The sequence below is a fragment of the Lacrimispora sanguinis genome, assembly GCF_044987295.1.
Taxonomy (GTDB): domain Bacteria; phylum Bacillota; class Clostridia; order Lachnospirales; family Lachnospiraceae; genus Lacrimispora; species Lacrimispora celerecrescens_B.
This window is the reverse complement of sequence record NZ_CP173277.1, coordinates 3,001,360-3,025,680: the sequence shown is the minus strand read 5'-3', so window position 1 is coordinate 3,025,680 and position 24,321 is coordinate 3,001,360. Positions and strand designations below refer to the sequence as shown.

Below are 24,321 nucleotides of genomic sequence, written 5' to 3'. Positions count from 1 at the left end.
TGCAGGGGCGCTTTTTTCAGTTCCTGATAGAAAAACGGTATTCGGAAGGTGTAATTCCTGTCACCTTTTTAAACGTTGTGCAAAAGCTGCTTTCACTGGTAAAACCTGTACTGAAGCAGATGTCCTTGATGGAGATATCCAGGGATTTTAAGAGAAACTTGGCATTGTTGACTCTGGCAGCGATCACATATTCGTGCGGTGAGAATCCGGATTCCTTTTTAAACAGCCGGCTGAAATAAAAGGGGCTTAAGGAGGCCTGGTCCGCTAAATCCTTCAGGGTAAGGGGATCAGTCAGATGTTCGTTGATGTAGGCAATGGTGTCCTCAATGATGCTGGAAGCGACGTTTTCTGAATGTTCAAAGTCTCTGTTGACCAAAAGCTCTGTTAGAATATTAACAATATAATTGTTCAGCAAGGCCTCTTTGATTGAAATGCACTCCCGAAACTGTAGATAAATTTTATGCAAATATTTTTCCAGACGGTAGGTATCCCTCAGGGAAATGACCGGAGGGCCGCCATCTAAGATTGCATCATAATATCCTGCCGCACCCATGCCGTCAAAATGGAGCCATTCTGCTTCCCAGCCCGTTGTCGTCCAGTAGGCGTGGGGCTCGAAGCAGTTTAATATCACTACCTGCCCTCCGCCTGCATGAAAGACTCGACCGCCTGTTTCTACCTGGCATTCACCTCTTCGGATGAACATGATGAGGAAACTGTCATAAGAATTCCGATGAAGGGAATAGCCGGGTTCATACCGGAAAAGTCCCATGTTAATGGGATATAAGAAGATTCTTTTCGCCTGGGCACTGGGCGTGTAAACATAATAATCCGACCCTGAGATGACCCCGCGTTCTGTAGAAAGCATATATGGGCCCTCCTTTCTTTTTATGAAATCATTATAGAGAAAAAACGGTGATCCGTCAATTGCATTAGAGCAATTTTTGTAAACTAGTAAGCAACTAAAGGTAATGAAAACCATAATAAAAGATTATATAGTATAGGCAAGAACTTAAAAGGAGGTCTAAGAATGGAAGCAGTAAAAATATGGGAGGAGTCCATCGTCATACCCACTTATGAGGTGGGAGAAGCAGATAAAAATCCGATGTTTCTGGAGAGTCGTGTTTATCAGGGAAGCTCGGGAAAAATCTACCCTTATCCTACCATTGAGAAGATCCATGATACCAGGACGGAGAAAGCCTATCAGGCAGTCTGGCTGGAAAATGAATACTTGAAGGTAATGATACTCCCGGAGCTTGGCGGAAGAATCCAGCGGGCCTTTGACAAAACGAATCAATATGATTTCGTCTATTACAACCACGTCATAAAGCCCGCCCTGGTAGGGCTCTGCGGCCCCTGGATCAGCGGAGGGATTGAATTTAACTGGCCCCAGCACCATCGGCCAACCACCTATTCCCCTGTGGACTATATGTTGATAGAACATGAGGATGGTTCTAAAACCTGTCGGATCTGCGATGTGGACCAGATGTACGGAACCAAGGGGGAGGCCAGCTTCACCCTGTATCCCGGAAAGGCTTATATTGAGATAAAGGGCCAGCTTTATAACCCCACACCAATGCCCCAGACCTTTTTATGGTGGGCAAACCCGGCGGTTCCGGTCAATGATTACACTCAGTCCATCTTCCCCCCGGATGTCCATGCCGTTATGGATCACGGAAAAAGGGATGTATCCCGTTTCCCCATTGCCACGGGAGTCTATTATAAGCATGACTACAGCGAAGGCATTGATATTTCCCGTTATAAGAATATTCCGGTACCTACCTCTTACATGGCTGAAAAGAGTGAGTTTAACTTTGTAGGAGGCTATGATTATCAGGTGGGGGCGGGAATCCTTCATGTAGCAGACCATCACATTTCACCGGGTAAGAAGCAATGGACCTGGGGCTGCGGTGATTTCGGAAAGGCCTGGGACCGGAATCTGACTGATGAGGATGGCCCCTACATTGAACTGATGACCGGTGTTTACACGGATAATCAGCCGGATTTCACCTGGTTAAAGCCTATGGAGGAAAAAACCTTCACCCAGTATTTCATGCCTTATAAAGCCGTAGGCCCTGTGAAAAATGCATCCATTCACGCTGTCATAAACTTGGAGACAAAGGAAAATGAGATTCGTATTGTCGCATATGGAACCCAGGAGTATTCTGATGCGCGGATTCTGCTGACTTATGGCAAGGAGACGCTTCTAGATGAAACAACCCTACTTTCTCCAGTCAATACTTATGAAAAGACGCTGCATACCGGCGTGGAGGATGAGACAAGGCTGACTCTTAAGGTACTTTCCGGCGAAAGGGAGCTGGTTTCCTATACTCCCCTAAAGAAGGAGGTTCCAAAGCTTCCAAGCCCTGCAAAAGCAGCCGATAAACCGGAAAAGATTATGACAAATGAAGAGTTATATCTTACCGGGCTTCATATCGAGCAGTACCGCCATGCCACCTACAGACCGGATCCATATTACATAGAGGGCTTAAAAAGGGATCCTGAAGATATCCGCATCAATAATGCCTATGGCTCTCTGCTCATGCGCAGAGGCTGCTTTGAGGAGGCGGAAGAGCATTTCAGGAAGGCATTAAAACGGGCTGTTTGGAAAAATCCCAACCCTTATGACTCCGAGCCTTATTACAATCTGGGCCTGGTGCTTTTGTATCAGAACAGGATTGAGGAAGCCTTTGACGCCTTTTATAAGGCCACATGGTCCGGTGAGCAGCAGGAAATGAGCTTTTATTACCTTTCCTGCATCGAATCCATGAGAGAAAATTATGAAAGTGCTCTGGAACTTGTGGAAAAGGGACTGGTGAGAAATTCTCATAATGTAAAGGCCAGAGCCTTAAAAGTCTATCTCTTACGCAAGATGGACAGGACGGAAGAGGCCGGGGCTCTCATCGTGGAGAATTTGAAGGTGGACTCCTTTGATTATATATCCCGTTTGGAATCAGCATACCTGGAGCCGGGGCGTCAGGAGGAAATCCGGCTTGAGATAAGCCGGCTGGCCAGAGGCTTTCACGAAAACTACTTAATGGCAGCCAGACATTATGCGGAATTCGGTGCATACGAAGCAGCCGTCCAGACCTTGCACCAGTGTTCCGGGAAATGGCCCATGCTCTATTACTATAAAGCCTACTATCTGAAGCTTATGGGAAAAGACGGATCAGAAGCCTTAAAAGAAGCTTTAAAGCAGGCGGAGGGGTGCAGCACGGATTACTGTTTCCCTAATAAGCTGGAGGACATCTCAGTGCTTAAGTTTGCGGCGGAAAGGAATACGGAAGGAGCCAACGCCAATTATTATCTGGGAAATTTATATTATGATAAGCTTCAGTACCGTACTGCCCTTTCTTATTGGGAGCAGTCCGCCCGGTTAAATCCCCGGTTCCCAACCGTGTGGAGAAATTTATCACTGGCTTATTATAACAAGGAAAAGGACAGGGTAAGGGCAAGAGAGGCCATGGAAAAGGCCTATGGCTTAAACCCGGATGATGCAAGGATCTTTTTGGAATTGGATCAGCTTTATAAAAAGCTGGATATGCCTGCGTCAGAACGTCTGGAAAAATATGAAGCTGCAAGAGATGTATTTATGAAGCGTGATGATCTGATGATTGAATATGCAACACTTTTAAACCTTTTGGGTCGATATGGAGAGGCTTATGAATTCATTATGAGCTACAAGTTTCATCCATGGGAAGGCGGGGAAGGAAAGGTAACTGCCCAGTATGTGGTCTCCCTTGTGGAACTGGCCAGGCAGGCTATGGCTGAAAAGGAGTGGGGCGCGGCAGAAGAATATCTGACAAAAGCCTTGAAGTATCCGGAAAATCTGGGAGAAGGAAAGCTGGAAGGAACGAAGGATAATCATATTAACTATTATCTGGGGGTGGTCATGGAGAACCAGGGAAAGACAGAGGATGCACGGGCGTATTTTGAAACGGCTGGTGTGGGAACGGATGAACCGGCTGGCATGATGTATTACAACGACCAGCCAGCTGATATGATTTATTACCAGGGGCTGGCTAAGGAAAAGCTGGGAAAACCGGTGGAAGCCAGAGCCAGATTTTATAAGCTGCTCGATTACGGGGAACAGCATATGTTTGACCCTATGAAGATCGAATATTTCGCCGTATCCCTGCCTGATTTCCTGATTTATGAAGAAGACCTGGATAAGAAAAACAAAGCACATTGCAACTATCTTATAGGGCTTGGAAAAATGGGGCTTGGAGATATGAAGGGGGCGAAAAAAGCCTTAGAGGAGACCATAAGGCTGGATCATGTTCATTTAAATGCAATCAGGTATTTAAATATGATATAGAATAGAGTCTGAAAAGCAATGGGAGGAAGGATGTTTTAATAACATCCCAACCTCCCTTTTTCTTTTATTTCCTGGTTTTTAAATTCCTTAATGGCCATAACGGCTCTACCTCTTATTTACAATTTACTAAATTATGATATAATGGGAATACTTCACAAAGAAAAAACCTCATAAATGAGGAGACCCCGATTGACAGGCAATCGGGGCAATTATGAAAAATCTATGTGCAATTTGACGATTAAATCAATTTGACTCATATATTTTCTATGTATTTAGTATAAAAAATATATATGAACGGAATATGAACGACCTGTAAACACATTATGAAAAAAGGAGGAAAGTATGGGAGAGAATTATAAGAGCAGAAAGACAATCGTAATAGGTCATAAAAATCCGGATACAGATTCCATCTGTTCTGCTATCTGTTATGCAAATTTAAAAAGAAAGCTGACCGGAGAAGAATATCAGCCAGGCAGGGCTGGTCACGTCAACGAGGAGACACAATTTGTGCTCCATTATTTTGAAGTGGAAGCGCCGGAGCTTGTGGAAAATGTGAAGACACAGGTCCGTGATATCGATATACGTAAAACAAAAGGGGTAAAGAAAAACCTGTCCTTAAAAAAGGCCTGGAACCTGATGCAGGAAGCAAATGTAGTCACCATTCCGACGGTAACCGAGGATGGGATGCTGGAGGGACTGATCACGGTAGGCGACATTGCCAAGTCCTATATGAATGTTTACGACAGCAGCATTTTATCAAAGGCAAATACACAGTATGAAAATATTGTGGAAACCTTAGAAGGGGCCATGGTAGTTGGAGCAAAGAGTGAATATTTCAATCATGGAAAGGTCCTTATTGCGGCGGCTAATCCGGATATGATGGAATATTACATTTCCAAGGGCGACTTAGTGATCCTGGGGAACCGTTATGAATCCCAGCTATGCGCTATTGAAATGGAAGCGGCCTGCATCATTGTCTGCGAAGGCGCGGCGGTATCCATGACGATTAAAAAGCTGGCTCAGGAGCGCGGCTGTACGGTCATGACCACCCCTTACGACACATATACGGCGGCTCGTCTGGTAAATCAGAGCATTCCAATCAGCTATTTCATGACTACCGAAGGGTTGATTTCCTTTGAAGAAGACGATTATATTGATGAAATAAAAGATGTCATGGCAAGCAAACGCCACCGGGATTTCCCGATTCTTGATAAGGACGGAAAATACATGGGAATGATTTCCCGACGGAATCTGCTTGGTGCAAAAGGAAAACGCCTGATCCTGGTGGATCATAATGAGAAAACTCAGGCAGTAGAAGGAATGGAAAGTGCGGAGATCCTGGAGATTATCGATCATCACAGGCTTGGCACCGTAGAAACCATTGCTCCTGTATTTTTCCGCAACCAGCCGGTAGGCTGTACGGCTACCATCGTATATCAGATGTATATGGAAAATAACGTTGAAATTGAGCCGAAGATTGCGGGCCTTTTATGCAGCGCCATTATCTCTGATACTCTTTTATTCCGTTCCCCTACCTGTACGGAGTCTGATAAAAAGGCAGCTCTTACCCTTGCGGATATTGCAGGGATCCAGGTAGAAAAATACGCGTCCTCCATGTTCGCGGCAGGAAGTAACCTAAAGGGTAAGACGGACGGAGAGATCTTTTATCAGGATTTCAAGAAATTTACCCTTGGGAAGGTGTCCTTTGGAGTCGGACAGATCAGCTCTTTAAACGCCAATGAGCTGGAGGAGCTGAAGGATCGGATGCCGTCTTACATGAAAAAAGCAAGAAAAGAGCATGGTGTGGACATGATGTTCTTCATGCTTACCAATATTCTCACAGAATCTACGGTGTTGTTATGCGAAGGCCAGGGAGCAAAGCAGTTGGTTGTGGGAGCGTTCCGCGCAGAGGAAGAAGAAGGGACGGCGGAAGACCATATCGTGAGTCTGCCCGGCGTGGTATCCAGAAAGAAACAGCTGATTCCTGGAATTATGCTGGCGGTTCAGGAATAGGAGGCTGTCGTCAATGAAGAAGAAAGAAACCAATGAAAATAAAAAACCTGTAAATAACAGCAGGGTTACCTGGAAGCCGGGAAACATGCTTTACCCGGTTCCGGCGGTTATGGTGAGCTGCCAGAGGGAAGGCGAAAAACCTAATATTATTACCGTGGCATGGGCAGGAACTGTATGTTCCACCCCGGCCATGCTGTCCATATCCATCCGCCCGGAACGGCATTCCTATGATATCATAAAAGAAACCAGAGAGTTTGTGGTAAATTTAGTGACAAAGGATCTGGCGCGGGCTACCGATTACTGCGGGGTGAAATCCGGCAGGGATGTGGATAAATTTGCGGAAATGAGGCTCACGCCCTGTTCCGTGGAACATGTAAAAGCACCGGGAATAGAGGAATGCCCGGTGAATATAGCCTGCAAAGTTGTAGAAATCAAGCACTTAGGAAGCCACGACCTGTTTTTAGCAGAGGTGGTTGGAGTGACCGTAAACAGTCGATACATGGATGAAAAAGGGAAGTTCCACTTAAACGATGCAGGACTTATATCCTATTCTCATGGGGAATATTTTGAACTTGGGAAAAAGCTTGGAAGTTTCGGCTATTCTGTGAAAAGGGCAGGAAAAAAGCCGTCGGGCAGGAGGAAAAACAAATGACGAGTAAGCTTAATAACATTACGCTGATCGGTATGCCGGCTTCTGGTAAAAGCACAGTGGGTGTTTTGCTTGCAAAACGCCTTGGATATTCTTTTGTGGACGTGGACATTGTAATCCAGGAGCAGGAAGGCCGCCTTTTAAAGGATATTATCGCAAAGGAGGGCCAGGAGGGCTTTTTGACTGTGGAAAACAGGATTAATGCCGGCCTTAATGTCCGCCATAGCGTCATTGCCCCGGGAGGAAGCGTGATCTATGGAAAGGAAGCTATGGAGCATCTAAAAGAGATCAGTACAGTGGTTTATTTAAAGCTTAGCTATGATAGTGTGGAAGAACGGCTTGGGAATCTGGTTGACCGGGGAGTCGTGTTAAAGGATGGAATGACCTTAAGAGACTTATATGAGGAGCGGGTCCCTTATTATGAGAAATATGCGGACATAACCATTGATGAAAACGGTCTTGATGCCGGAAAGACAGTAGACAGGCTTAGATCCATTATGGAGGAACGGTTTGGCTTGACTACATAACCGCCGTTTTACAAAACCCTGAATATATATGAAAAATATAAAAGGTGTCTCAAAAGCTGAATTTCGGCTTTTGGACACCTTTTGTTTTAGATTTTTAATTGAAATTTTCCAATTAATAGCTTTAGCATTTGAGCCTGTCCGGCCATTTCCTGACTTGCGGCAGCACTTTCTTCTGATGTGGCGGAATTGGTTTGAATCACGCTTGATATCTGGTCAATTCCCTGAGTTACCTGGGCTACTGCATATGCCTGATCCTTTGATGCAGAGGAGATCTGGTATGCCAAGTCTGCCGCTGTTTTGGAAGACTGGACAATGCGGTCCATGGATTTTGCAGTCTCCTTTGCAATATGATTTCCAGTCTCAATGGATGCCAGGGTGTGTTCAATTAATGCGGTAGTATTTTTGGAAGCTTCCTGGCTTTTATTAGCCAGGTTGCGGACTTCGTCTGCCACAACTGCAAAGCCTTTTCCTGCCTCTCCTGCCCTTGCTGCTTCTACCGCTGCGTTAAGTGCCAGGATATTGGTCTGGAAGGCGATGTCCTCTATCGTTTTGATTACCTTTCCTATTTCTGAGGATGCATTGCTGATATCCTCCATGGCATTAGTCAGATCCTGCATTTGAGTTCTGCCAAATTCCATCTCTGATGCGGTATTGCTCACCTGCTGGTTTGTTTCCTTTGCATTCTCCGCATTGTGGTTTATGTTATTGGAAATATCATTGATGGTGGCGGCCAGTTCTTCAATAGAGGATGCCTGTTCGGTAGCACCCTGACTTAAGGCCTGGGCACTGCTTGCCACCTGTTCTGCCCCTGATGCCACCTGGTCCGAAGATTGGGTTATTTTAGCCATGACATCATTTAAGGAGTCAGTAAGATTCTGTATGGAGAGCTGTACGGAACGGAACTCCCCTTTAAATTCCTCCGGGTCATAGGGAATATCAAAGTTTCCCTGGGCCATCTGGCCTGTGGTGGTGGAGATATAATCCATATAGTAGGATAGACGCCCCATCATCGTCCTCATGCTATCTGCAAGATGTCCCAGTTCATCTTCCGAACGATAATTCAGAAGGCATTTTAAATCACCCTGGGCCATCCGGTCCGCAACCATTTTCAGTTCGTCAATAGGATGAGTGATCCCCCTAGTAATGGCGATTGCAATGATGATGGATGTAACAATGGAAATGAGGATGATGGTGCCCATAATTGCGATGAATATGGAGGTCTGGCGGGAGAGTTCGGCAGACTTTAAATCACCGGTTGAGGACTTATCTGATAGCATAGTATTGATCGTATCTGCAATCTCCGATGCCAGAGGAGCTGCTTGACTTCGGAACATAGTCATGGCTTCCCGTGGAGATGTTGATGCGAGCTCAATGGTATGGCTGCGGATCGCCTCATAGGATTTCATCTTTTCTGTAAGTTCGCTGTAAAGCTTCTTTTCCGGGTCTGTCTTCATCTTCCCCTGTACCAGCTGCATTTTCTCATTTATCACTTCAATTTGTTTGTTTAGGATTTCCTTTTGATGGGCAGTTTCAGCAGGATCTTCCGAAAATATTATGTATAAAATTGTGGCGCGGTGAGCCTGAAACGCCTGTCCCAGGCTTCCGATATCGCCCTGGGCAAATCCATAATCCTGCAATTCAGCATGATATTTCTCATTAACGGTCCGAATGAGCAGAATCCCGATGGTTCCGGCTAAGCCTGAAAACAATACAACGATGAGAAATGCAGTAAGCAGCCGGTTTCCTACCTTTCGTTTTTTTAACATACAATATTCCTCCATGTTTGAATTTATGTTGCCATAAGATGTTTGTTTCCATGAATTTTTGGATAAATGTCGGATTTGACATAATATTTGATAATTATGTAATATTATATCTTTTCTTAAATTTCCTGAATATGGAATTACTAATAATTATAGTTATCTTTCCGATTTTAGTCAATATGGTAGATGCTTACGTGTAAAATTTAATCGGTTGAAAGCGATGGGGAAGCAAAACATTTGCTGAAAAAATACTTCGGGGTTTCCGGACAGGAGAGAATTTATAGGATTATTCATTCGGACAAAGAACTGGCCCTTGAGCTGGTAGAGTGATTAGCCTCATAAAAAAATACCGCTTCATAATGAATGATGAATATTAATTGACATGAATCATTCATTATGAAGCGGTTTTATATTAATTAGAATCGGAACTGATCCATCAGGCCATTTAAAATCTGAGCCTGACTGGAGAGCTCTTCGCTGGTGGCGGCACTCTCTTCTGCCGTAGCGGAATTGGTCTGCACAACGCCGGATATCTGGTCGATTCCCAGTGCCACATGGGCAATGGAGCTAGCTTGTTCCTGAGATGCTGCGGCAATATCATATATCAGTGAAGCCATTTTTTCAGAAGAAGCCGCGATCCGTTCCAGAGAATCCGCTGTTTCCCCGGCGATTCCCGTGCCCTTTTGTACCGATTGTGCTGAGCTTTCTATGAGGATAGCCGTGCTTTTTGAGGCCTCTGCACTTTTGGATGCAAGATTGCGCACTTCGTCGGCAACAACGGCAAAGCCTTTCCCCGCTTCTCCGGCACGGGCGGCTTCAACCGCTGCATTTAATGCCAGGATATTGGTCTGGTAGGCAATATCTTCGATGGTTTTTATGATTTTACCGATTTCATTGGAGGTTTGGTTGATCTCATTCATTGCATCGGTCATTCTCTTCATCTGTTCTTTTCCATTTTCCAACTGGGAGGAAGTCTCCTTTGCCTGGAGAGTCGCTTCCTCTGCATTTTTGGCATTTAAATCAACATGAGAAGAAATAAGGGTTATCGTAGCTACCAGCTCTTCCACGGAACTAGCCTGCTCCGTTGCTCCCTGGGAGAGGGCCTGCGCTCCTGCGGAAACTTGTTCCGCGCCGGAGGCTACTTCCTCAGAAGACTGATTGATTCTTAAGAGTGTATCCCTAAGCCTGGTCTGAAGCTGGGTCATAGACTGTAAGATTCCCCCAAATCCTCCTACATAGGCGGATTCACAGCTGGAAGAAACCGTTAAGCTGCCTTCTGCCATTTCATTGAGAATATGATCCACATCTCCAATGATCATCTTTAACCCGTCTACCAGTTCCCGGGTAGCTCCTGCCAGCACACCGGTTTCGTCCTGGTTGTTTATTACAGGAACTGGGGATTCCAGATCACCCTGTACCAGTCTTTTTAAGCGTTCAGCGCAGGCATTTACGGGATTTCCGATTTTTCCAGCCAGGACAACGGATATGATTCCGGCCACAGTCAGTGCTGCGATGAGCAGTATAACCGAAATGATGATTCCGGTTACGGTTGCTCCCATAAAGTCAGTCATAGGAGCTTTTAGGCCGAAGCTCCAGCCATCGGTCCCCTCAATGGGGGCATAAGCCAGAAATTCGTTTACACCGCCCTTGTTGTAACGGCCAAAGCCGCTATTTCCTTCGGTCATTCCTTTCTCAAGAGCAGCAAGTGCGGCAAGCCCTGGGTCTGTCTTTGCGATATCCTGGGTATTTGTCACATTGGTTACCTTCTCCATATCCACATCGGCAATGACACCGCCATCTTTGTTCAGTATGTAAGAACTGCTTCCCTTACTTATCTTTATGCTGGCAACGATATCATTTAAAAAAGTCTCAGTAGGGACAAAGTATACAACGCCTACTACTTTGGAATCCGGAATTCCTTTATCCCATAATGGGGCGGATATTATAATAGTAAGCTGTCCTGTGATCTTACTGATCAGAGGATCGGATACCACTGTCTCGCCGTTTAGGGATTTTTGAAAATAGTCCCGGTCAGAATAGTCTTTTCCATCAAAGATGCTGATCCCGTCTGCTCCCAGTATGTTACCCCTCTGGAAGTCGTGTGCTTTTGCCTTCTGGTCTATGATGGTTTTTTTATCTGCCACGCTGGTTCCTGGGCTTGAGAGTCTGTCCATGCTGCCGACTTCATAGGCAATATTTTTGTAAATATCCAGCTCCTTGGAAACCCGCTGTGAAGCGGTGCGTGCCAGTTCCGTCATGGTCTGGTTCATGGTCCCGATCATGCTGGAATAGTTTAAATAAATGCTGGTTCCTCCAACTGCGCATAGAGAAAGAAATACTGTCAAAGCCATGCTAAGCAGTATTTTTGTTTTGATGCTCTTCATAATATTTCTCCTTTGTACTGTACTTCGTTTAAGCATGAAATGATAGGAATAAAAAGCAGGGCTTTTAGAATCAAGTATACTTTATGTTAGTAAAAATGTCTAATTCCTTTTATTTAAAATTATGTAAAATGTGAGTATAACAATGAACAAGAATTCATATCTCTATTTCGGCCAATATACGCAAATAAATTTACATTCCGTTACAAATTTTAGGGCATTACTTGCCTTTTAACGTATTTTGTGCTACACTTTTTTATGCAATAAGGTCGCAGACCCTTGATTTTCCTATGTATCAAGGCCATTTGCATTCAACGACCGGTGTGTTCGAGACACAGTTGTAAAAACATGAAAAACACACGGAAAAAGGAGGGTTTCCAGTATGCGTACAACAAAAAAGCGTACAACAGTCGTACAACAAACCCTGTTTATAATGAATAATTACGATGGATAAAGCCAGTGACTTTGTATTATGTCACTGGCTTTTGCTATCATTATAGAATAAGTTTTTAAAACGATTTAAAAGCTATTCGTTCAATTAAAGATAAAGAGTTGTAAGCAGATATTAAATAGAGTATAATCATTTTAAAATGGGAAAAAATTAATATGATTGGAGGTTGGGATATGAACCAGTTTTATATTACGGAAATTAAACTGCATAATTATAGACGTTTTACAGATAAGACAGTTAATTTGGATAAAAATATGAATTTATTAATAGGTACAAATGCTTCAGGAAAAACAAGTGTACTGGAAGCCTTAAATGTGGCTTTGGGAGCATATTTAGCAGCCTATAAGAATTATGTCCCCAGTCGTTTTGTCTTTAATATTTCGGAGAGCGATGTACGTAGAAAGAATAAAATCAACTTAAAGAAGGATATATTAATCAGTCAAGGCATAGCTCAATATCCATGTATTATTGGCACTAAGTTAATGATGGATAATAAATTGCTCACATATAGAAGGGTCTTGGAGAAAAAAGAAGGACGCACGAAATTTGATGGTAATAATCCAATGCAGAAACAAGTCGTTTTTTGGGAAAACTCAATGAAACAGGGCGACGGAAGTGATGAAGCACTTATTTTACCATTGGTATTATATTTAAGCTCTGCAAGATTGTGGAATGAAAATAAAAATTCGGAATTTAATTACGATATCCCAAATCGAACAGATGCTTATCATAGGTGTCTTGATAAAAAGCGTGGTATGCAAATGGCATTCAACTATATAAGGCATCTTGTTGAGATATCCAACCAGGAAAAAAATGGTGTTAATTTTCCTGCATATTCATTAATAATGAATGCAATAAGAAAAAGTATGGAAGATGAACTAAAAAAAGATGAATCTATAGAATATTCTTTGAGATATAATGGTTTAGCTTTGGTGGAGCCTGATGGAACTTGGATTCCTTTTGAGAGTCTTAGCGATGGTTATCGTGATGTTATAAAAATAGTAGCAGATATTGCAACCAGAATGTGTATATTAAATCCGTATTTAAAAGAGGATACATTTAATAAGACGCCGGGAGTCGTCATCATAGATGAGTTGGATTTAAGTTTACACCCTAGTTGGCAGAGAAGAATAGTAAATACATTAACCACGATTTTTCCTAAAATCCAATTTATCTGTGCCAGTCATTCACCTTTTATTATCCAGTCATTGAAAGATGGTCAGCTAATATCAATGGAAGGTGAAATAGAGGATGAGTACTCAGGAAAAAGTATTGAAGATATTGCAGAAGATATTATGGGGGTTGAAAATCCCCAATATAGCGATGAAAAGCAACAAATGTATGAGACGGCCCAACGATATTTTTCACAATTAGAACAGGTGAACAATAAAGAAGATTTACAAAGCTTAAAGTCACAATTAGAACTTTTGACTGCACGTTTTGGAGATAATCCGGCATATTATGCTTTTTTAAATCAGAAATATCTTCAAAAAAAGGTTGAATTGGAGTAGAATATGAGACCTGTGGATAAGGGAATATCTCCGTATACGGAGATTGATGTATACCAAGATGCGAAACCATATTTAGAAGAGAAAGTGGGAAAATATTGCTCTTTTTGTGAAATGCATGTAACTAATGCTTTGGCAGTGGAACATAAGGAGAGTAAAAATAGTGGTGGAGCCTTAAAAGATTGGGATAATCTGCTTCTAGGATGCACCTATTGTAATTCACGTAAATCAGAAAAAATAAAGAAAGGTGACCTTGATAAGTGGTTGTGGCCAGATAAGCATAATACCTTTCTGGCTTTTACATATGAAGGGGCAGTTCCGAAGGTTAATGAGGAGTATTTAAAAACAGTTAGTGATGAGGCATTAAAAAGGGCTGAACAGCTATTTTCAGATATTGAATTAGATTACCAACCTGGAAAAGGTGAAGATGAAAAGAAGATTAGAGATAAGAGATGGGAAAATCGATTCGAGACCTTGTCAATAGCGGAGACAACAAAATCAACATGGTTGATGTTAAAAAATGAAGAAGACCGGAATAGCCAAATAGTAAATATTGTAAATATGGCTAAAGGATATGGCTTTTTTTCGATTTGGATGATGGTATTTAAGGAATACGATATTATAAAGAGGGCATTAATAACTGCTTTTCCAGGAACATCAAGAAGTTGTTTTGATAAGAATGGAAATCCAGTACAACGGTTAGGCGAAATATTATAATAACATAAAGCAACCTGTAAATAAATAGCAGGTTGCTTTATTAATATACTTAACAAAAAATTATCTAAAAAACTAACTCAAATAAATGGGGATATTCTGAGCAAAGAGTCTCCACATCAAAATTGCACCAAATATATTCACGTGATTCTGTATCTCTCTTGCTATGTCCAGCCCTCTTGAATTGAATGCAGTGCCATGGAATCGGGGCACGTTGCAAGTAACGACTGTATAAATCATTCTTTTTTTCTTTATATACGCAAGAAACCACTTTTGCAGGTAATCTTCCTTGGCTAATAGCTGTAGCATGCTACAGTGTTGGCGGTCAGTAAATTCCATCTCAAACTTTGTTTTTGTACCCGGAACACTCGTAAATAAGGAGGGGCCATGATAATAAAGCAACCCTCTTCATATAAGTGGCTTATCAGGAATTTTCGGTAGTAGTAATTGGACAATCGATAGGCTGATATAGTAAGTGGGTCTTTTTAGTGAGGCAACATGGGAAGCAAGGGGAATCTTTGTCGTTGTAAAGCCACCCTGACAGTTATAGGCATAGTGTTTAATGGCATAGAGTTGAACCGCGTTTGGAACATCAATGGTTTGTAGCTATTTTCATTGTTCCCGACCTTTAGCGGATTATTGATAAGATAAGGGAAGACGGATATGGAATAAAAGATTTTGCATTTCATTCATTCCGTCATATGGTTACCACCAGAACCCTGGAGAGTGGTACTTTCATGAAAACTATACAGACTCTCCTTGGTCATGCAGTGACAATTTTGCCAAGTCATATTATTGATTTATCCAATAATGTGGCTTGGCCTTGAATTTATTGAGTAACAATAAAAAAAACTTGCAAAATTTTCGATTTATGGTAAAATAATTGATATAATATATTTGGAGGAGAAATGCATGATGGTTTACGATAAAAAGATTCCTATACCTGAGATTGCTATCAAACAGATAATTTCCTCAATACAGGATGGAGAATTTTCTTACTGGGAACAGGAGCAAGTAGAAGGTAAAATAACACATAATGGACGTGCCGCAGACATTTGGAATCATATTAACACACAAGTAAAACGGAATCTTAGCCCCAAGCGATATGTAATCGATGTAGTGGAAAGGGGGAATTTATGGTCTTTTATCTATATTTTTGATTTAAATACTAATTATTTATATATTTTGATGAGAGTTAAGAATTATAAAAGTTTATCTCAAGATGCTGATAATAAGATTTATCACTATTGTAATGAATTATCATATGCAAATAATAAATTAAGGGGAAATTATCAGGTCGAATATGAGCAAACCAGTTGCTTTATGAATACTAAGCGTTATGATTCAGAAATATTAGAGATAATTGAATCAAGATTAAATGAAATGTTACCAGGTCTTATTGATAAAGTAGATACGTTTTGTATGATTTTATTTGAACAAAAAAACAGAAAGATGAAGCATATAGAAGCAAAAATTCCAATTTTGGGATTCGAGTCCATTTATACAGTGGATTGGAGTAATTATATTGAAGCTGAATATACAACTGAGTTTGTTCCAGTGGAAATAACTATTCCCACAGATAATGAAATTCTATTGGAATATAGGGCATTAGATGAACCTCCGGTTTTAGAAGAGAATATTGGAAGTCAAGAAAAACACAATGTAGTAGAGTAGGAGGGAATCATAGATGGCTTCTTTAAATGGTAATTTCAATGGGGCCAGATTGAAGTCTGCAAGACTTTATAGTGGAATGACAATTACAGAAATATCAAATGCAATAGATATATCGAGCCAGGCTATTTCGCAGTATGAGAATGGAAAAATTGCACCTAAAACGGAAGTTCTATTGAAATTAATCGGGCAATTGGGCTTTCCTAGAGAGTTTTTTTATGAACAAGACGAAGAAGAGTTAATTGTGGGAGACACTTACTTTCGTTCGCCATCGTCAACTTTAAAAAAAGAGAAACAGGCGCAAATAGAAAGAGTAAAATTGTTAATAAAAATTTACTTGGTTATCAATAAGTATATTAAATTTCCAGAGTATACGCAAATCGATGTGGAAAATCTTGATTTAGCTAATTTGGAAATAGAATTATTAGCCGATACAGTTAGAAAGGCATGGGGGCTGGGAGATGGGCCAATATGGAATATAATTGATATAATGGAGAAAAACGGGGTTTTAATATCTTCTTTTAACACACATAATAATATAGATGCTTATAGCCAGGTTGAAGTCGAAAAGAAAAGAAATCATTCTATCCCAGTTGTTGTGCTTGGGGCCGACAAAGAAAATGCATATAGAAGACAGTTTAGTGCTGCTCATGAATTGGGGCACATATTATTAGACGATTTATTTGATATAGATTCAATGACAAAAGTAGAATATAGTAATATGGAGAATATAATGAATCGTTTTGCAGGTTCATTACTGATACCTAAAGATATGTTGAATGAGGATTTAAGCCGTGGAAGAAAGACAGAGCTTAAATTGTTTTTTGATTTAAAGAAAAAATATAGAGTTTCTGCTGCGGCGATTATAGTACGGGCAAATCAAATAGAGGCTATTAATGTTAATCAGTATCAATATTTAATGAAGCAATTATCTTTTAAAGGCTATAGACAAGTTGAACCATTTGATACAGAAACACCTGTACCTCAACCAAGATATTTAAAACATGCTTTGAATATGATATTTGAAAAGAAATTATTATCGCATGAGGGATTTTTTAAGGAGTTAACTAACTGTGGATTAACATTAAATTCTTATATGGTTGAAGAATTGTTAGGTTTGGAACCTGGTTATTTTAAGTTCAACAAAGAATTAACAAGTATTAGGTTGGCAATAAGATAGGATATTTATTTATATAGTATTAATTAATAACAGAATGAGTCATTACACCGTCAGTTAGCGGAATATTCAAAGAGAGAAGGAATCAGTATTGCTTGTATATTCTTGCCCAGAATGATGGGGTACGGAAATAAACAGGATATTGATATGTTATAATTAACGGTTGAAAGTATTATCTCACAGTTTAATGAACTGCAGGAGTCAGTGTTGGCTATATCGTCAATAACTCCGCTTTGAATTATATTCACGCATAGTTATCTTGTTCGTAATAACCTCTAGGTTGAACTATTGGCTGTATATTAATGAACAGTGATACCATAAAAGGGTTTTATTGGAAACTGCGAAAGATTATTAAAAACATGACGGTATTACTGATGGATGACAGACTACAAAAGAGTCAGCGTTATGGAAGGTCACTGGCTCTTTTGGGGTTTATTACATATCATTTTCATTATTAGCTATCAAAAATATCATGACTGTTTCACTTATTAAACAATAAGACAAGATTTATATTGTTTAAAACTGCAATGGAGGATTTCCGCTGCAATCTACGATAAAAGAAAAATTAAAGCCGGGATAAAGATTTTTTAATTCATTACGCAAACTTCCAAATATTGATTCAATGTTATTGTCTATATGTTTACGGTCACTTTTAAAGAATATTAGAATGCTATAACTATCTATACTGCCGTACACTCGAGTAGTTAGTTTTATATCAAGATTAAAAAGATCTACTATTTCCTTGTGCTCAGCTAATTTGGTGAAATTTTGGTCAAATTTATAAAGATAGGAATAATAGTTCCAGAGTTTATTATTCCAACTAGAGGAATAATTGGGATAGCCAGGATGGTTTTCAGATTTTATTAATTTTTCTATTTCATCAGCTTCTTTACTTATAATAATAGTGTCAGCAATAACTTTTTTCCACTCCTCAAATTCATTCTTCATCAATGTAAAATCTGAATCGTTACCACCATTATCTGGATGAAATTCTTTGACAAATTTTTTATACTGGCTTTCTAACTTTGCAAAATCCTTTTCTTTTCCATCATCATCTACATAATGATTTTTCTTAGTAAATTCAAAATACATTTTGTGTTACCCCCTTAATTATGTCTTAGCGTATCTGTTTAGTAATAAAAGCGAGGCAGGGTAAATACCCAGCTTAACTAAAAATTGAGCATACCTGATTCAATAACCTTTTCCGGTTTATTTGAATCGGATTTCCTAATTGCTTTTTCTCCTACGCACAGGCGATTATTTCCTTGTAACATTAGTTTATCAAAGGTTAAGGAAATATGCAACGATACTTTACTATGAATCATAGGTGACTAAGTGATTTGTAAATAAACTTGTAGACTGCATTTTGATATTTGGATTTAAGGTGCAGCCTACTAGAAAACAGATTCAAAAAGGTGGGAATAATCAGAGCAGAGAATGTCCACATCAAAATTGCACCAGATATATTCTCTTGATTCTGTATTCATCTTACTCTGCCCAGCCCTTTTGAATTGAATGCAGTGCCATGGAACCGGGGCACGTTGCAAGTAACGGCTGTATAAATCATTCTCTTTTTCTTTATATCCGCAAAGAATCATTTTTGCAGGATAGTCTTCTTTGCTTAGAAGTTGTAGCATACTTCGATGTTGGCGGTCAGTAAATTCCAATTCATAGCTTTGCTTTTGTACCCGGAACTCTTTTAGGTAGGGAGGGTCCAATATAATGAAGCACTCTTTCTCATATAAGTGGCTTACTAGGAATTTCCGATAGTAATAATTGGATAATTCAATGGACTGGTATAACCCGTGGGTCTTTCTAAGTGCTTCTACATGGGAAGAAAGTGGAATCTTAGTCTTTGTAAAACCACCTTGGCAATTATAAGCGTAATGTTTAATGGCATAGAGACTAACCGCTTTATTCACATCTATGGTCTGTAATTGTCTTCGTTCCTCTCTACCCTCAAAGGATTTGGTATTTGAAGTGGTTGTCCTGGTGGAATAGAAGTTGTCCCTTAAGATATAAAACGATTCTTGGTTTAGTTGAGGTGTAATACTTATCAGTTCTTCAAACTGCCTAAAGTGTATGTCCGATTGCATGACACAATGAAAGTTATAAATAGAAGTAGACCCCTCATTTAAAAAGACCTTTCCAAATAGATTGAGCCTGCTTGCAAGGAGACTTAGGAAACCGCTTCCCCCAAAGCAATCAGCAAAGGAGGTGCAGCCTAAGGAATGGGCGTACCGCATAAGTAACTGGTATTCCTCTGCCCATGTGCGCTTTGTCCCGTAAAAAGAGATGGTGCGGATTTTATTAACAGGGAAGCTTCTGGAAAACTTAACTTTACTCCGTGGTCCCGGAACAGCAAGGCTATGTAGAATCACCAGGCTGTAGGCATAATGGTTCTTAGAGGTACGTCCCAAGCAACGGGTCAGTCTGTTAAAGCTTATGAAGCTGATGGGGGAATCAGAGTTTAATAGGAAAGCCCGTATCTCTGATGATGGTAAACGTAGTTCAAAAGGGGAGATTCTATAATCGGGTTTATCAAAAGTATTTATAAACTGTGAGACCAGTTGTTTTTCATGGGTTGTTAAGTGGTTTTTCGGCTGAATATTGTATTTGGTTGAGTAATCCGGAGCTGATTACACCATCTGTCCGGACTATGGAAACCGTTATTCCGTTTTAAAGGAAACCGACATTTCGGTGTTGGAAACCATTTAAACATAAAAGTCTTATAATGAAATCATGCACCCTGTCGGTGTAAATTCATTATGGGAGGTCACTATCATGACCAAATATCGAGAGATTTTAAGACTACATAGTCTACATCTCAGCCAACAGAGTATTGCAGATAGCTGCAGTGTCTCTAAAAAAACCGTCAACAGTGTTCTTAAGAAAGCCAGCGAATTAAATATTTCATGGCCACTCGATAAGAACCAGACCGACGAAGTCCTTGCTGGAATTCTTTTTCCAGAAAAAGGCAAGCATATCGAAGCATCGAATAAACGTATGCCTGATTATGCTTACATCCGCAAGGAGCTACTCCGCAATGGCGTTAGTAAAAAGCTCCTGTGGACTGAATACATGGAGGATTGCCGATTAAATGGCGATGAGCCTTTGATGTATTCCCAGTTCTGCTATTATATCCAGCAGGATGAGCAGAAACACCGTGCAACCATGCACATCAATCGTAAACCTGGTGAACAGGTGGAAGTGGATTGGGCTGGTGATCCAGCTCACCTCATCGATCCAGATACGGGTGAAATCATAAATGCTTACGTTTTCGTTGGTGTTATGACCTATAGCCAATACGTGTATGCAGAAGCATTCATTGATGAAAAGCAACCTGCGTGGATTAGAGCACATGTTCACATGTATCAGTTCTTTGGTGGTGTTGCTAAGATTCTGGTTCCTGACAACTGCAAAACAGCAGTAATACATAATAATAACTGGAATGATCAACGAATCAATGCCACATATCAGGAAATGGCTGAACACTATGGTACTGCTATTATTCCAGCCAGAGTGCGTGCACCTAAGGACAAGCCAAATGCAGAAGGATCCGTCGGAAATATTTCCACCTGGATTATCGCTGCACTACGTGATGAACAGTTCTTTTCACTTGCAGAATTAAATCGTGTGATACGTCAGAAACTAGAAGAATTCAATAAAAGGCTCTTTCAAAAGAAAGAAGGTAGCCGATTGGAACTCTTCCGCGACGAAGAACTGCCATTGCTGGCTCCCCTACCTGCTACCTCTTTTGAACTGGCGGACTGGAAACAGGCCACTGTTCAGTTCAATTATCACATATCCATTGATGGAATGCTATACTCGGTTCCATATGAATACATTAAACGCAAGGTAGATGTCAGGGTAACAGATACTACAATTGAAATTTTCTACAACCACAACCGCATAGCTTCTCACAAAAGACTTCATGGCAGAAAAGGTCAGTATGATACGATCCTGGAACATATGCCAGAAGACCACCAGAAATATCTGGAGTGGAACGGTGACCGTTTCCGTAAGTGGGGTGAGCGGATCGGTAACAATACGTACAAGGTAGTGGATGCAATCCTTACCTCCAAACGTGTGGAACAACAGACTTATAAAGGCTGTATGGGACTTCTTAAGCTTGCTGATAAATACTCAGTAGAGAGATTAGAAGCTGCCTGTGAAAAGGCTCTCAGCTACACAGCAACGCCTAGCTACAAAAGTATTAAAAACATACTCACCGCGGGGCATGACAAATCTGTTGATACTGATTTTGGAACAAAATCAGCAAACACACAAAACAAGTATGGCATCACAAGAGGTGCCGACTATTATCGGAGGTAAACACTTATGACAAACCAAAGTACGATTGATAAATTAATAGAAATGCGTCTTAGCTCTATGGCAGATGCATTCCGTAATCAGCTAAATGATCCAAAGATGAAAGAAGTTTCCTTCGAAGACCGCTTTGGTATGCTGACCGACATCGAATTCAGCAGCCGTAAGAATAATCGACTGAAAAGACTGATTCATAACGCTGGATTCGACCAGACTGAAGCAAGTATCATGGATATCGATTATACTTCAGGACGCAAGCTGAACAGAGAACTCATAAGGAGACTTGCTGCTTGCGAATATATATCTGAACACCGTAACTTATTTATTACTGGTGCAACAGGTAGTGGTAAGACTTACATGGCATGCGCGTTCGGTATGGAAGCATGTAAGCAGTATTACAATACTAAATATGTACGTCTCCCAGATCTTTTGATTGAGCTGGAGATGTCAAGAAATGAAGGTACATACAAAAAGGTCATGGCGAAATATGCCAATCCACTTCTTCTTATCATTGATGAATGGCTCTTGCTCAAACCAACTGACAATGAACAAAAAGATATATTTGAACTTCTGCATAGGAGACGTAAGAAATCATCTACGATTTTCTGCTCCCAGTATCTGCAGGAAGGATGGTATGAACAGTTAGGTGGTGAATCCAGTCCTCTGGCTGATGCCATTCTGGATCGTATTGTTTATGATGCCTATAAAATTAATATCCAAAGCATTGATCCTTCAAAGGATATCTCAATGCGAGAGGTATACGGACTAGACAAAAACATGAGCGAGTAAACTCGCATAAGGTGGTTCCCATGTTCCGGTCAATCGGTTCCCGATTTCCCGGAACTGCGGTTTCACCGCACAAGAATATTCATTTGGTATCTTTTGTCCTGTATAGCATAATTAATGTCCTTTAAAGAATGATATAGAAAAGATTATAAATGACAAGGATAGAAAGCGCAATATGCATAGATAGCAAAGGTAAGAGCGTGAACCAAAAGCGTACAGAGAGCATACGACGTATAAAGTAAGCAAAAGTGGTTTATAGGGGGTTGATACTTAAGAAAAAGGCTTGAAGATGTGTAGAAACGTAATGACCTTTGTTTCGGTAAGTAATGCATGAGGAGAAGGATTGAAGGTGTGTAGAAACGTAATGACCTTTGTCTCAAGGGAGAGGAGTATGCTATAGGTAATGTTGTAGGGGGCAGGAATCATAAAGCCAAAGACTTTTAACGATTGGAATATGTAGTAAGCATACGGTACATTGTAAAGAACAGTTTCACTTGCATGAATCTTGCAGATATGTAATAAAATCATCAAACCTTGATAAAGAAGAGAATATTAAAAAAGTGAAGTTTAACTGGAAAAACACATATGAGCTACCTTGAAAGTAAAGTATAGATCCATAAGCGAAAGGTGGGGGGTTATTACATTTCCTACAGAACCAATAAGAGTGTTTATAAGGAATTGGTTAATCGCCACCTTTTAATTAAGAGAAGAAAAACATAAAAAAGGGAAATGACAGGGTATAAATGATGTTCAGTTAAGATGTTGTGGTTTATACCTTAACATGAGAAATATGAAACATAGAAGCCCTTGTTAAAATTAAGTCACGACTTTTTAAATACCAATATAAATTTGGCGTATCTTTGCTAAGCGAGTGACCTGGGGTCTAATAAGCTTTAGCGAATAAGGGAAATAAAAATACAAGGGAGAGGGTACGAGTAGACCTATATTGATAAGGGAGGATATGATGGCTTAATGATAGGCCAAATAGGGAAACAGAGGGAACCTATGCCGGGTTGCAAGCAATATGTGGCGGAGAGCGGGCAAAGGGTAGAAACGCAGGTAAATAGGCAGATTATAACAGGGTGCAGGCTGAAAGAGCCATGTACCTTTTCTTTTTGCCTTGGGATAGCAAGCAAACAAAGTGTCCTACACTCACTGTCAAAGCAGAGCGATTACAAGGTACCAATCACTATTTTGGTTTATCTACAGGTAAAGTAATAGAAACCAGTATTAGGGATTACAACCCTTTACAGTTATGCAATAGAAATAACAAACTTTTATTCTTCCATAATACTAAGATAAGGGTTATAGCTTTGTGACTACAGCGGATTCAACATGGGGAGACATAAAGCTTTCCACCGATAGGAAATACTACTTAAGACTGGCAGGAATTGGTATGGGAGCAGAGTTTAACAGCACCGTATCAAATATTGACCTGCTTTCAGGGGGAGTTAAGCAAGGTATAAATAGATAAAGGACGCACGGCAGGGAAAAGGGCTATGTGTCCTTTTCTGTCCGCAGGACAAGCAAATATCCAATGTCAGGTACTTTTGTAGGCAAACGCTCAGAATCGATTTTAAGGCGACTTTCGCTTGCAGATGGAAATATGTTCGTCTTATGGGTTTGGAGGGCAGGAAACGGAAAAATTGAGCGCCACAGGGGCGGTTTATCAGCACTACTTAATAGTGGGGCGAGGCTTGAATACGCTTGGAAGTTTACAGAAGTGGACCGAGAATAAAAAGGGGTATAGTAATATCAGACCAGATAGACTTACAGATATCTAATAAAATTATCATACTTTTGCTGCCGAAACCAGCGCTAATTTTGTCATAATTCAAAAGGTCGATTGAAGACCATACACGTGCATCTGTTATTTTCTTTTTTAACAGATGTTCACCTCGCCAACTATATTTATAGAATCTTATAGATATGTAATAAAATTATCAAACCTTGATAAAAATAGAAAGTATTAAAAAAGCGAAGTTTAACTGGAAAAACACATATGAGCTACCTTGAAAGTAAAGTATAGATCTATAA

17 protein-coding genes are annotated in these 24,321 nt (G+C 40.5%); 12 read left to right on the top strand and 5 right to left on the bottom strand.

Annotated elements, in window-relative coordinates; translation table 11 throughout:
* Positions 1-16 precede the first annotated feature (16 nt).
* Complete coding sequence (locus ACHZES_RS14060) at positions 17-865, bottom strand: AraC family transcriptional regulator (RefSeq protein ID WP_038284986.1); 849 nt, start codon at positions 863-865, stop codon at positions 17-19.
* Between the two features lie 162 nt (positions 866-1,027).
* Between ACHZES_RS14060 and ACHZES_RS14055 the strand changes: the two genes are divergently transcribed.
* From ACHZES_RS14055 to ACHZES_RS14040, 4 genes are all read left to right on the top strand, one after another.
* A complete protein-coding gene (locus ACHZES_RS14055; protein WP_395549303.1) occupies positions 1,028-4,315 on the top strand; it encodes a DUF5107 domain-containing protein in 3,288 nt (1,095 codons plus the stop codon).
* A 342-nt stretch (positions 4,316-4,657) separates the two neighbouring features.
* Positions 4,658-6,328, top strand: coding sequence for a putative manganese-dependent inorganic diphosphatase (locus tag ACHZES_RS14050; protein WP_154526830.1), 1,671 nt, complete (start codon positions 4,658-4,660; stop codon positions 6,326-6,328).
* Between the two features lie 13 nt (positions 6,329-6,341).
* A complete protein-coding gene (locus ACHZES_RS14045; protein WP_051835393.1) occupies positions 6,342-6,980 on the top strand; it encodes a flavin reductase family protein in 639 nt (212 codons plus the stop codon).
* Positions 6,977-7,504: a shikimate kinase gene (locus ACHZES_RS14040; protein WP_154526828.1), complete on the top strand. Its 528-nt coding sequence runs from the start codon at positions 6,977-6,979 to the stop codon at positions 7,502-7,504. Before ACHZES_RS14045 ends, ACHZES_RS14040 begins: the two co-directional genes overlap by 4 nt.
* An 86-nt stretch (positions 7,505-7,590) precedes the next feature.
* On the opposite strand, the gene ACHZES_RS14035 is transcribed toward ACHZES_RS14040, so the two are convergent.
* Positions 7,591-9,270: a methyl-accepting chemotaxis protein gene (locus ACHZES_RS14035; RefSeq protein ID WP_395549304.1), complete on the bottom strand. Its 1,680-nt coding sequence runs from the start codon at positions 9,268-9,270 to the stop codon at positions 7,591-7,593.
* Positions 9,271-9,683: 413 nt separating this feature from the next.
* The gene (locus ACHZES_RS14030; RefSeq protein ID WP_395549305.1) at positions 9,684-11,651 is read right to left on the bottom strand and encodes a methyl-accepting chemotaxis protein; all 1,968 of its coding nucleotides are present in this window, start codon (positions 11,649-11,651) and stop codon (positions 9,684-9,686) included.
* A gap of 621 nt (positions 11,652-12,272) precedes the next feature.
* On the opposite strand from ACHZES_RS14030, the gene ACHZES_RS14025 reads away from it, so the two are divergent.
* From ACHZES_RS14025 to ACHZES_RS14005, 5 genes are all read left to right on the top strand, one after another.
* Positions 12,273-13,610: an AAA family ATPase gene (locus ACHZES_RS14025; RefSeq protein ID WP_395549307.1), complete on the top strand. Its 1,338-nt coding sequence runs from the start codon at positions 12,273-12,275 to the stop codon at positions 13,608-13,610.
* Positions 13,611-13,613: 3 nt separating this feature from the next.
* On the top strand, positions 13,614-14,324 hold the full coding sequence (locus ACHZES_RS14020; protein ID WP_395549308.1) for an HNH endonuclease signature motif containing protein: 711 nt from the start codon (positions 13,614-13,616) through the stop codon (positions 14,322-14,324).
* 698 nt (positions 14,325-15,022) lie between these two features.
* Positions 15,023-15,148 carry a hypothetical protein gene (locus ACHZES_RS14015; RefSeq protein ID WP_404820236.1) on the top strand — a complete coding sequence of 42 codons (126 nt, stop codon included), beginning with the start codon at positions 15,023-15,025 and terminating at the stop codon, positions 15,146-15,148.
* An 85-nt stretch (positions 15,149-15,233) separates the two neighbouring features.
* Positions 15,234-15,995 (top strand): DUF5986 family protein, encoded by a 762-nt coding sequence (locus tag ACHZES_RS14010; protein ID WP_395549309.1) that lies wholly within the window; start codon positions 15,234-15,236, stop codon positions 15,993-15,995.
* A 13-nt stretch (positions 15,996-16,008) separates the two neighbouring features.
* Positions 16,009-17,172, top strand: coding sequence for a helix-turn-helix domain-containing protein (locus ACHZES_RS14005; RefSeq protein ID WP_395549310.1), 1,164 nt, complete (start codon positions 16,009-16,011; stop codon positions 17,170-17,172).
* Between the two features lie 513 nt (positions 17,173-17,685).
* Here ACHZES_RS14005 and ACHZES_RS14000 read toward each other — a convergent pair.
* Both ACHZES_RS14000 and ACHZES_RS13995 read right to left on the bottom strand, forming a co-directional pair.
* Positions 17,686-18,261 (bottom strand): hypothetical protein, encoded by a 576-nt coding sequence (locus tag ACHZES_RS14000; RefSeq protein ID WP_395549311.1) that lies wholly within the window; start codon positions 18,259-18,261, stop codon positions 17,686-17,688.
* A gap of 302 nt (positions 18,262-18,563) precedes the next feature.
* Entirely contained in the window at positions 18,564-19,589 is a 1,026-nt protein-coding gene (locus ACHZES_RS13995; protein ID WP_395549312.1) for a hypothetical protein, read from the bottom strand.
* 364 nt (positions 19,590-19,953) lie between these two features.
* Here ACHZES_RS13995 and istA point away from each other — a divergent pair, with 364 nt between their 5' ends.
* The 3 genes from istA to ACHZES_RS13980 all read left to right on the top strand — a co-directional run bounded on the left by istA (position 19,954) and on the right by ACHZES_RS13980 (position 23,758).
* Positions 19,954-21,504 carry an IS21 family transposase gene (gene istA / locus ACHZES_RS13990; protein ID WP_395549405.1) on the top strand — a complete coding sequence of 517 codons (1,551 nt, stop codon included), beginning with the start codon at positions 19,954-19,956 and terminating at the stop codon, positions 21,502-21,504.
* A gap of 6 nt (positions 21,505-21,510) precedes the next feature.
* Positions 21,511-22,287, top strand: coding sequence for an IS21-like element helper ATPase IstB (gene istB / locus ACHZES_RS13985; protein WP_395549404.1), 777 nt, complete (start codon positions 21,511-21,513; stop codon positions 22,285-22,287).
* A 1,312-nt stretch (positions 22,288-23,599) separates the two neighbouring features.
* Positions 23,600-23,758, top strand: coding sequence for a hypothetical protein (locus ACHZES_RS13980; RefSeq protein ID WP_395549182.1), 159 nt, complete (start codon positions 23,600-23,602; stop codon positions 23,756-23,758).
* Positions 23,759-24,321: the final 563 nt, after the last annotated feature.

Excerpts from the sequence above, each read along its gene's own strand:
- ACHZES_RS14060 (WP_038284986.1), bottom strand. The coding sequence starts at position 865 with ATGCTTTCTACAGAACGCGGGGTCATCTCAGGGTCGGATTATTATGTT.
- ACHZES_RS14055 (WP_395549303.1), top strand. The coding sequence starts at position 1,028 with ATGGAAGCAGTAAAAATATGGGAGGAGTCCATCGTCATACCCACTTAT.
- ACHZES_RS14050 (WP_154526830.1), top strand. The coding sequence starts at position 4,658 with ATGGGAGAGAATTATAAGAGCAGAAAGACAATCGTAATAGGTCATAAA.
- ACHZES_RS14045 (WP_051835393.1), top strand. The coding sequence starts at position 6,342 with ATGAAGAAGAAAGAAACCAATGAAAATAAAAAACCTGTAAATAACAGC.
- ACHZES_RS14040 (WP_154526828.1), top strand. The coding sequence starts at position 6,977 with ATGACGAGTAAGCTTAATAACATTACGCTGATCGGTATGCCGGCTTCT.
- ACHZES_RS14035 (WP_395549304.1), bottom strand. The coding sequence starts at position 9,270 with ATGTTAAAAAAACGAAAGGTAGGAAACCGGCTGCTTACTGCATTTCTC.
- ACHZES_RS14030 (WP_395549305.1), bottom strand. The coding sequence starts at position 11,651 with ATGAAGAGCATCAAAACAAAAATACTGCTTAGCATGGCTTTGACAGTA.
- ACHZES_RS14025 (WP_395549307.1), top strand. The coding sequence starts at position 12,273 with ATGAACCAGTTTTATATTACGGAAATTAAACTGCATAATTATAGACGT.
- ACHZES_RS14020 (WP_395549308.1), top strand. The coding sequence starts at position 13,614 with ATGAGACCTGTGGATAAGGGAATATCTCCGTATACGGAGATTGATGTA.
- ACHZES_RS14015 (WP_404820236.1), top strand. The coding sequence starts at position 15,023 with ATGGTTACCACCAGAACCCTGGAGAGTGGTACTTTCATGAAAACTATA.
- ACHZES_RS14010 (WP_395549309.1), top strand. The coding sequence starts at position 15,234 with ATGATGGTTTACGATAAAAAGATTCCTATACCTGAGATTGCTATCAAA.
- ACHZES_RS14005 (WP_395549310.1), top strand. The coding sequence starts at position 16,009 with ATGGCTTCTTTAAATGGTAATTTCAATGGGGCCAGATTGAAGTCTGCA.
- ACHZES_RS14000 (WP_395549311.1), bottom strand. The coding sequence starts at position 18,261 with ATGTATTTTGAATTTACTAAGAAAAATCATTATGTAGATGATGATGGA.
- istA (WP_395549405.1), top strand. The coding sequence starts at position 19,954 with ATGACCAAATATCGAGAGATTTTAAGACTACATAGTCTACATCTCAGC.
- istB (WP_395549404.1), top strand. The coding sequence starts at position 21,511 with ATGACAAACCAAAGTACGATTGATAAATTAATAGAAATGCGTCTTAGC.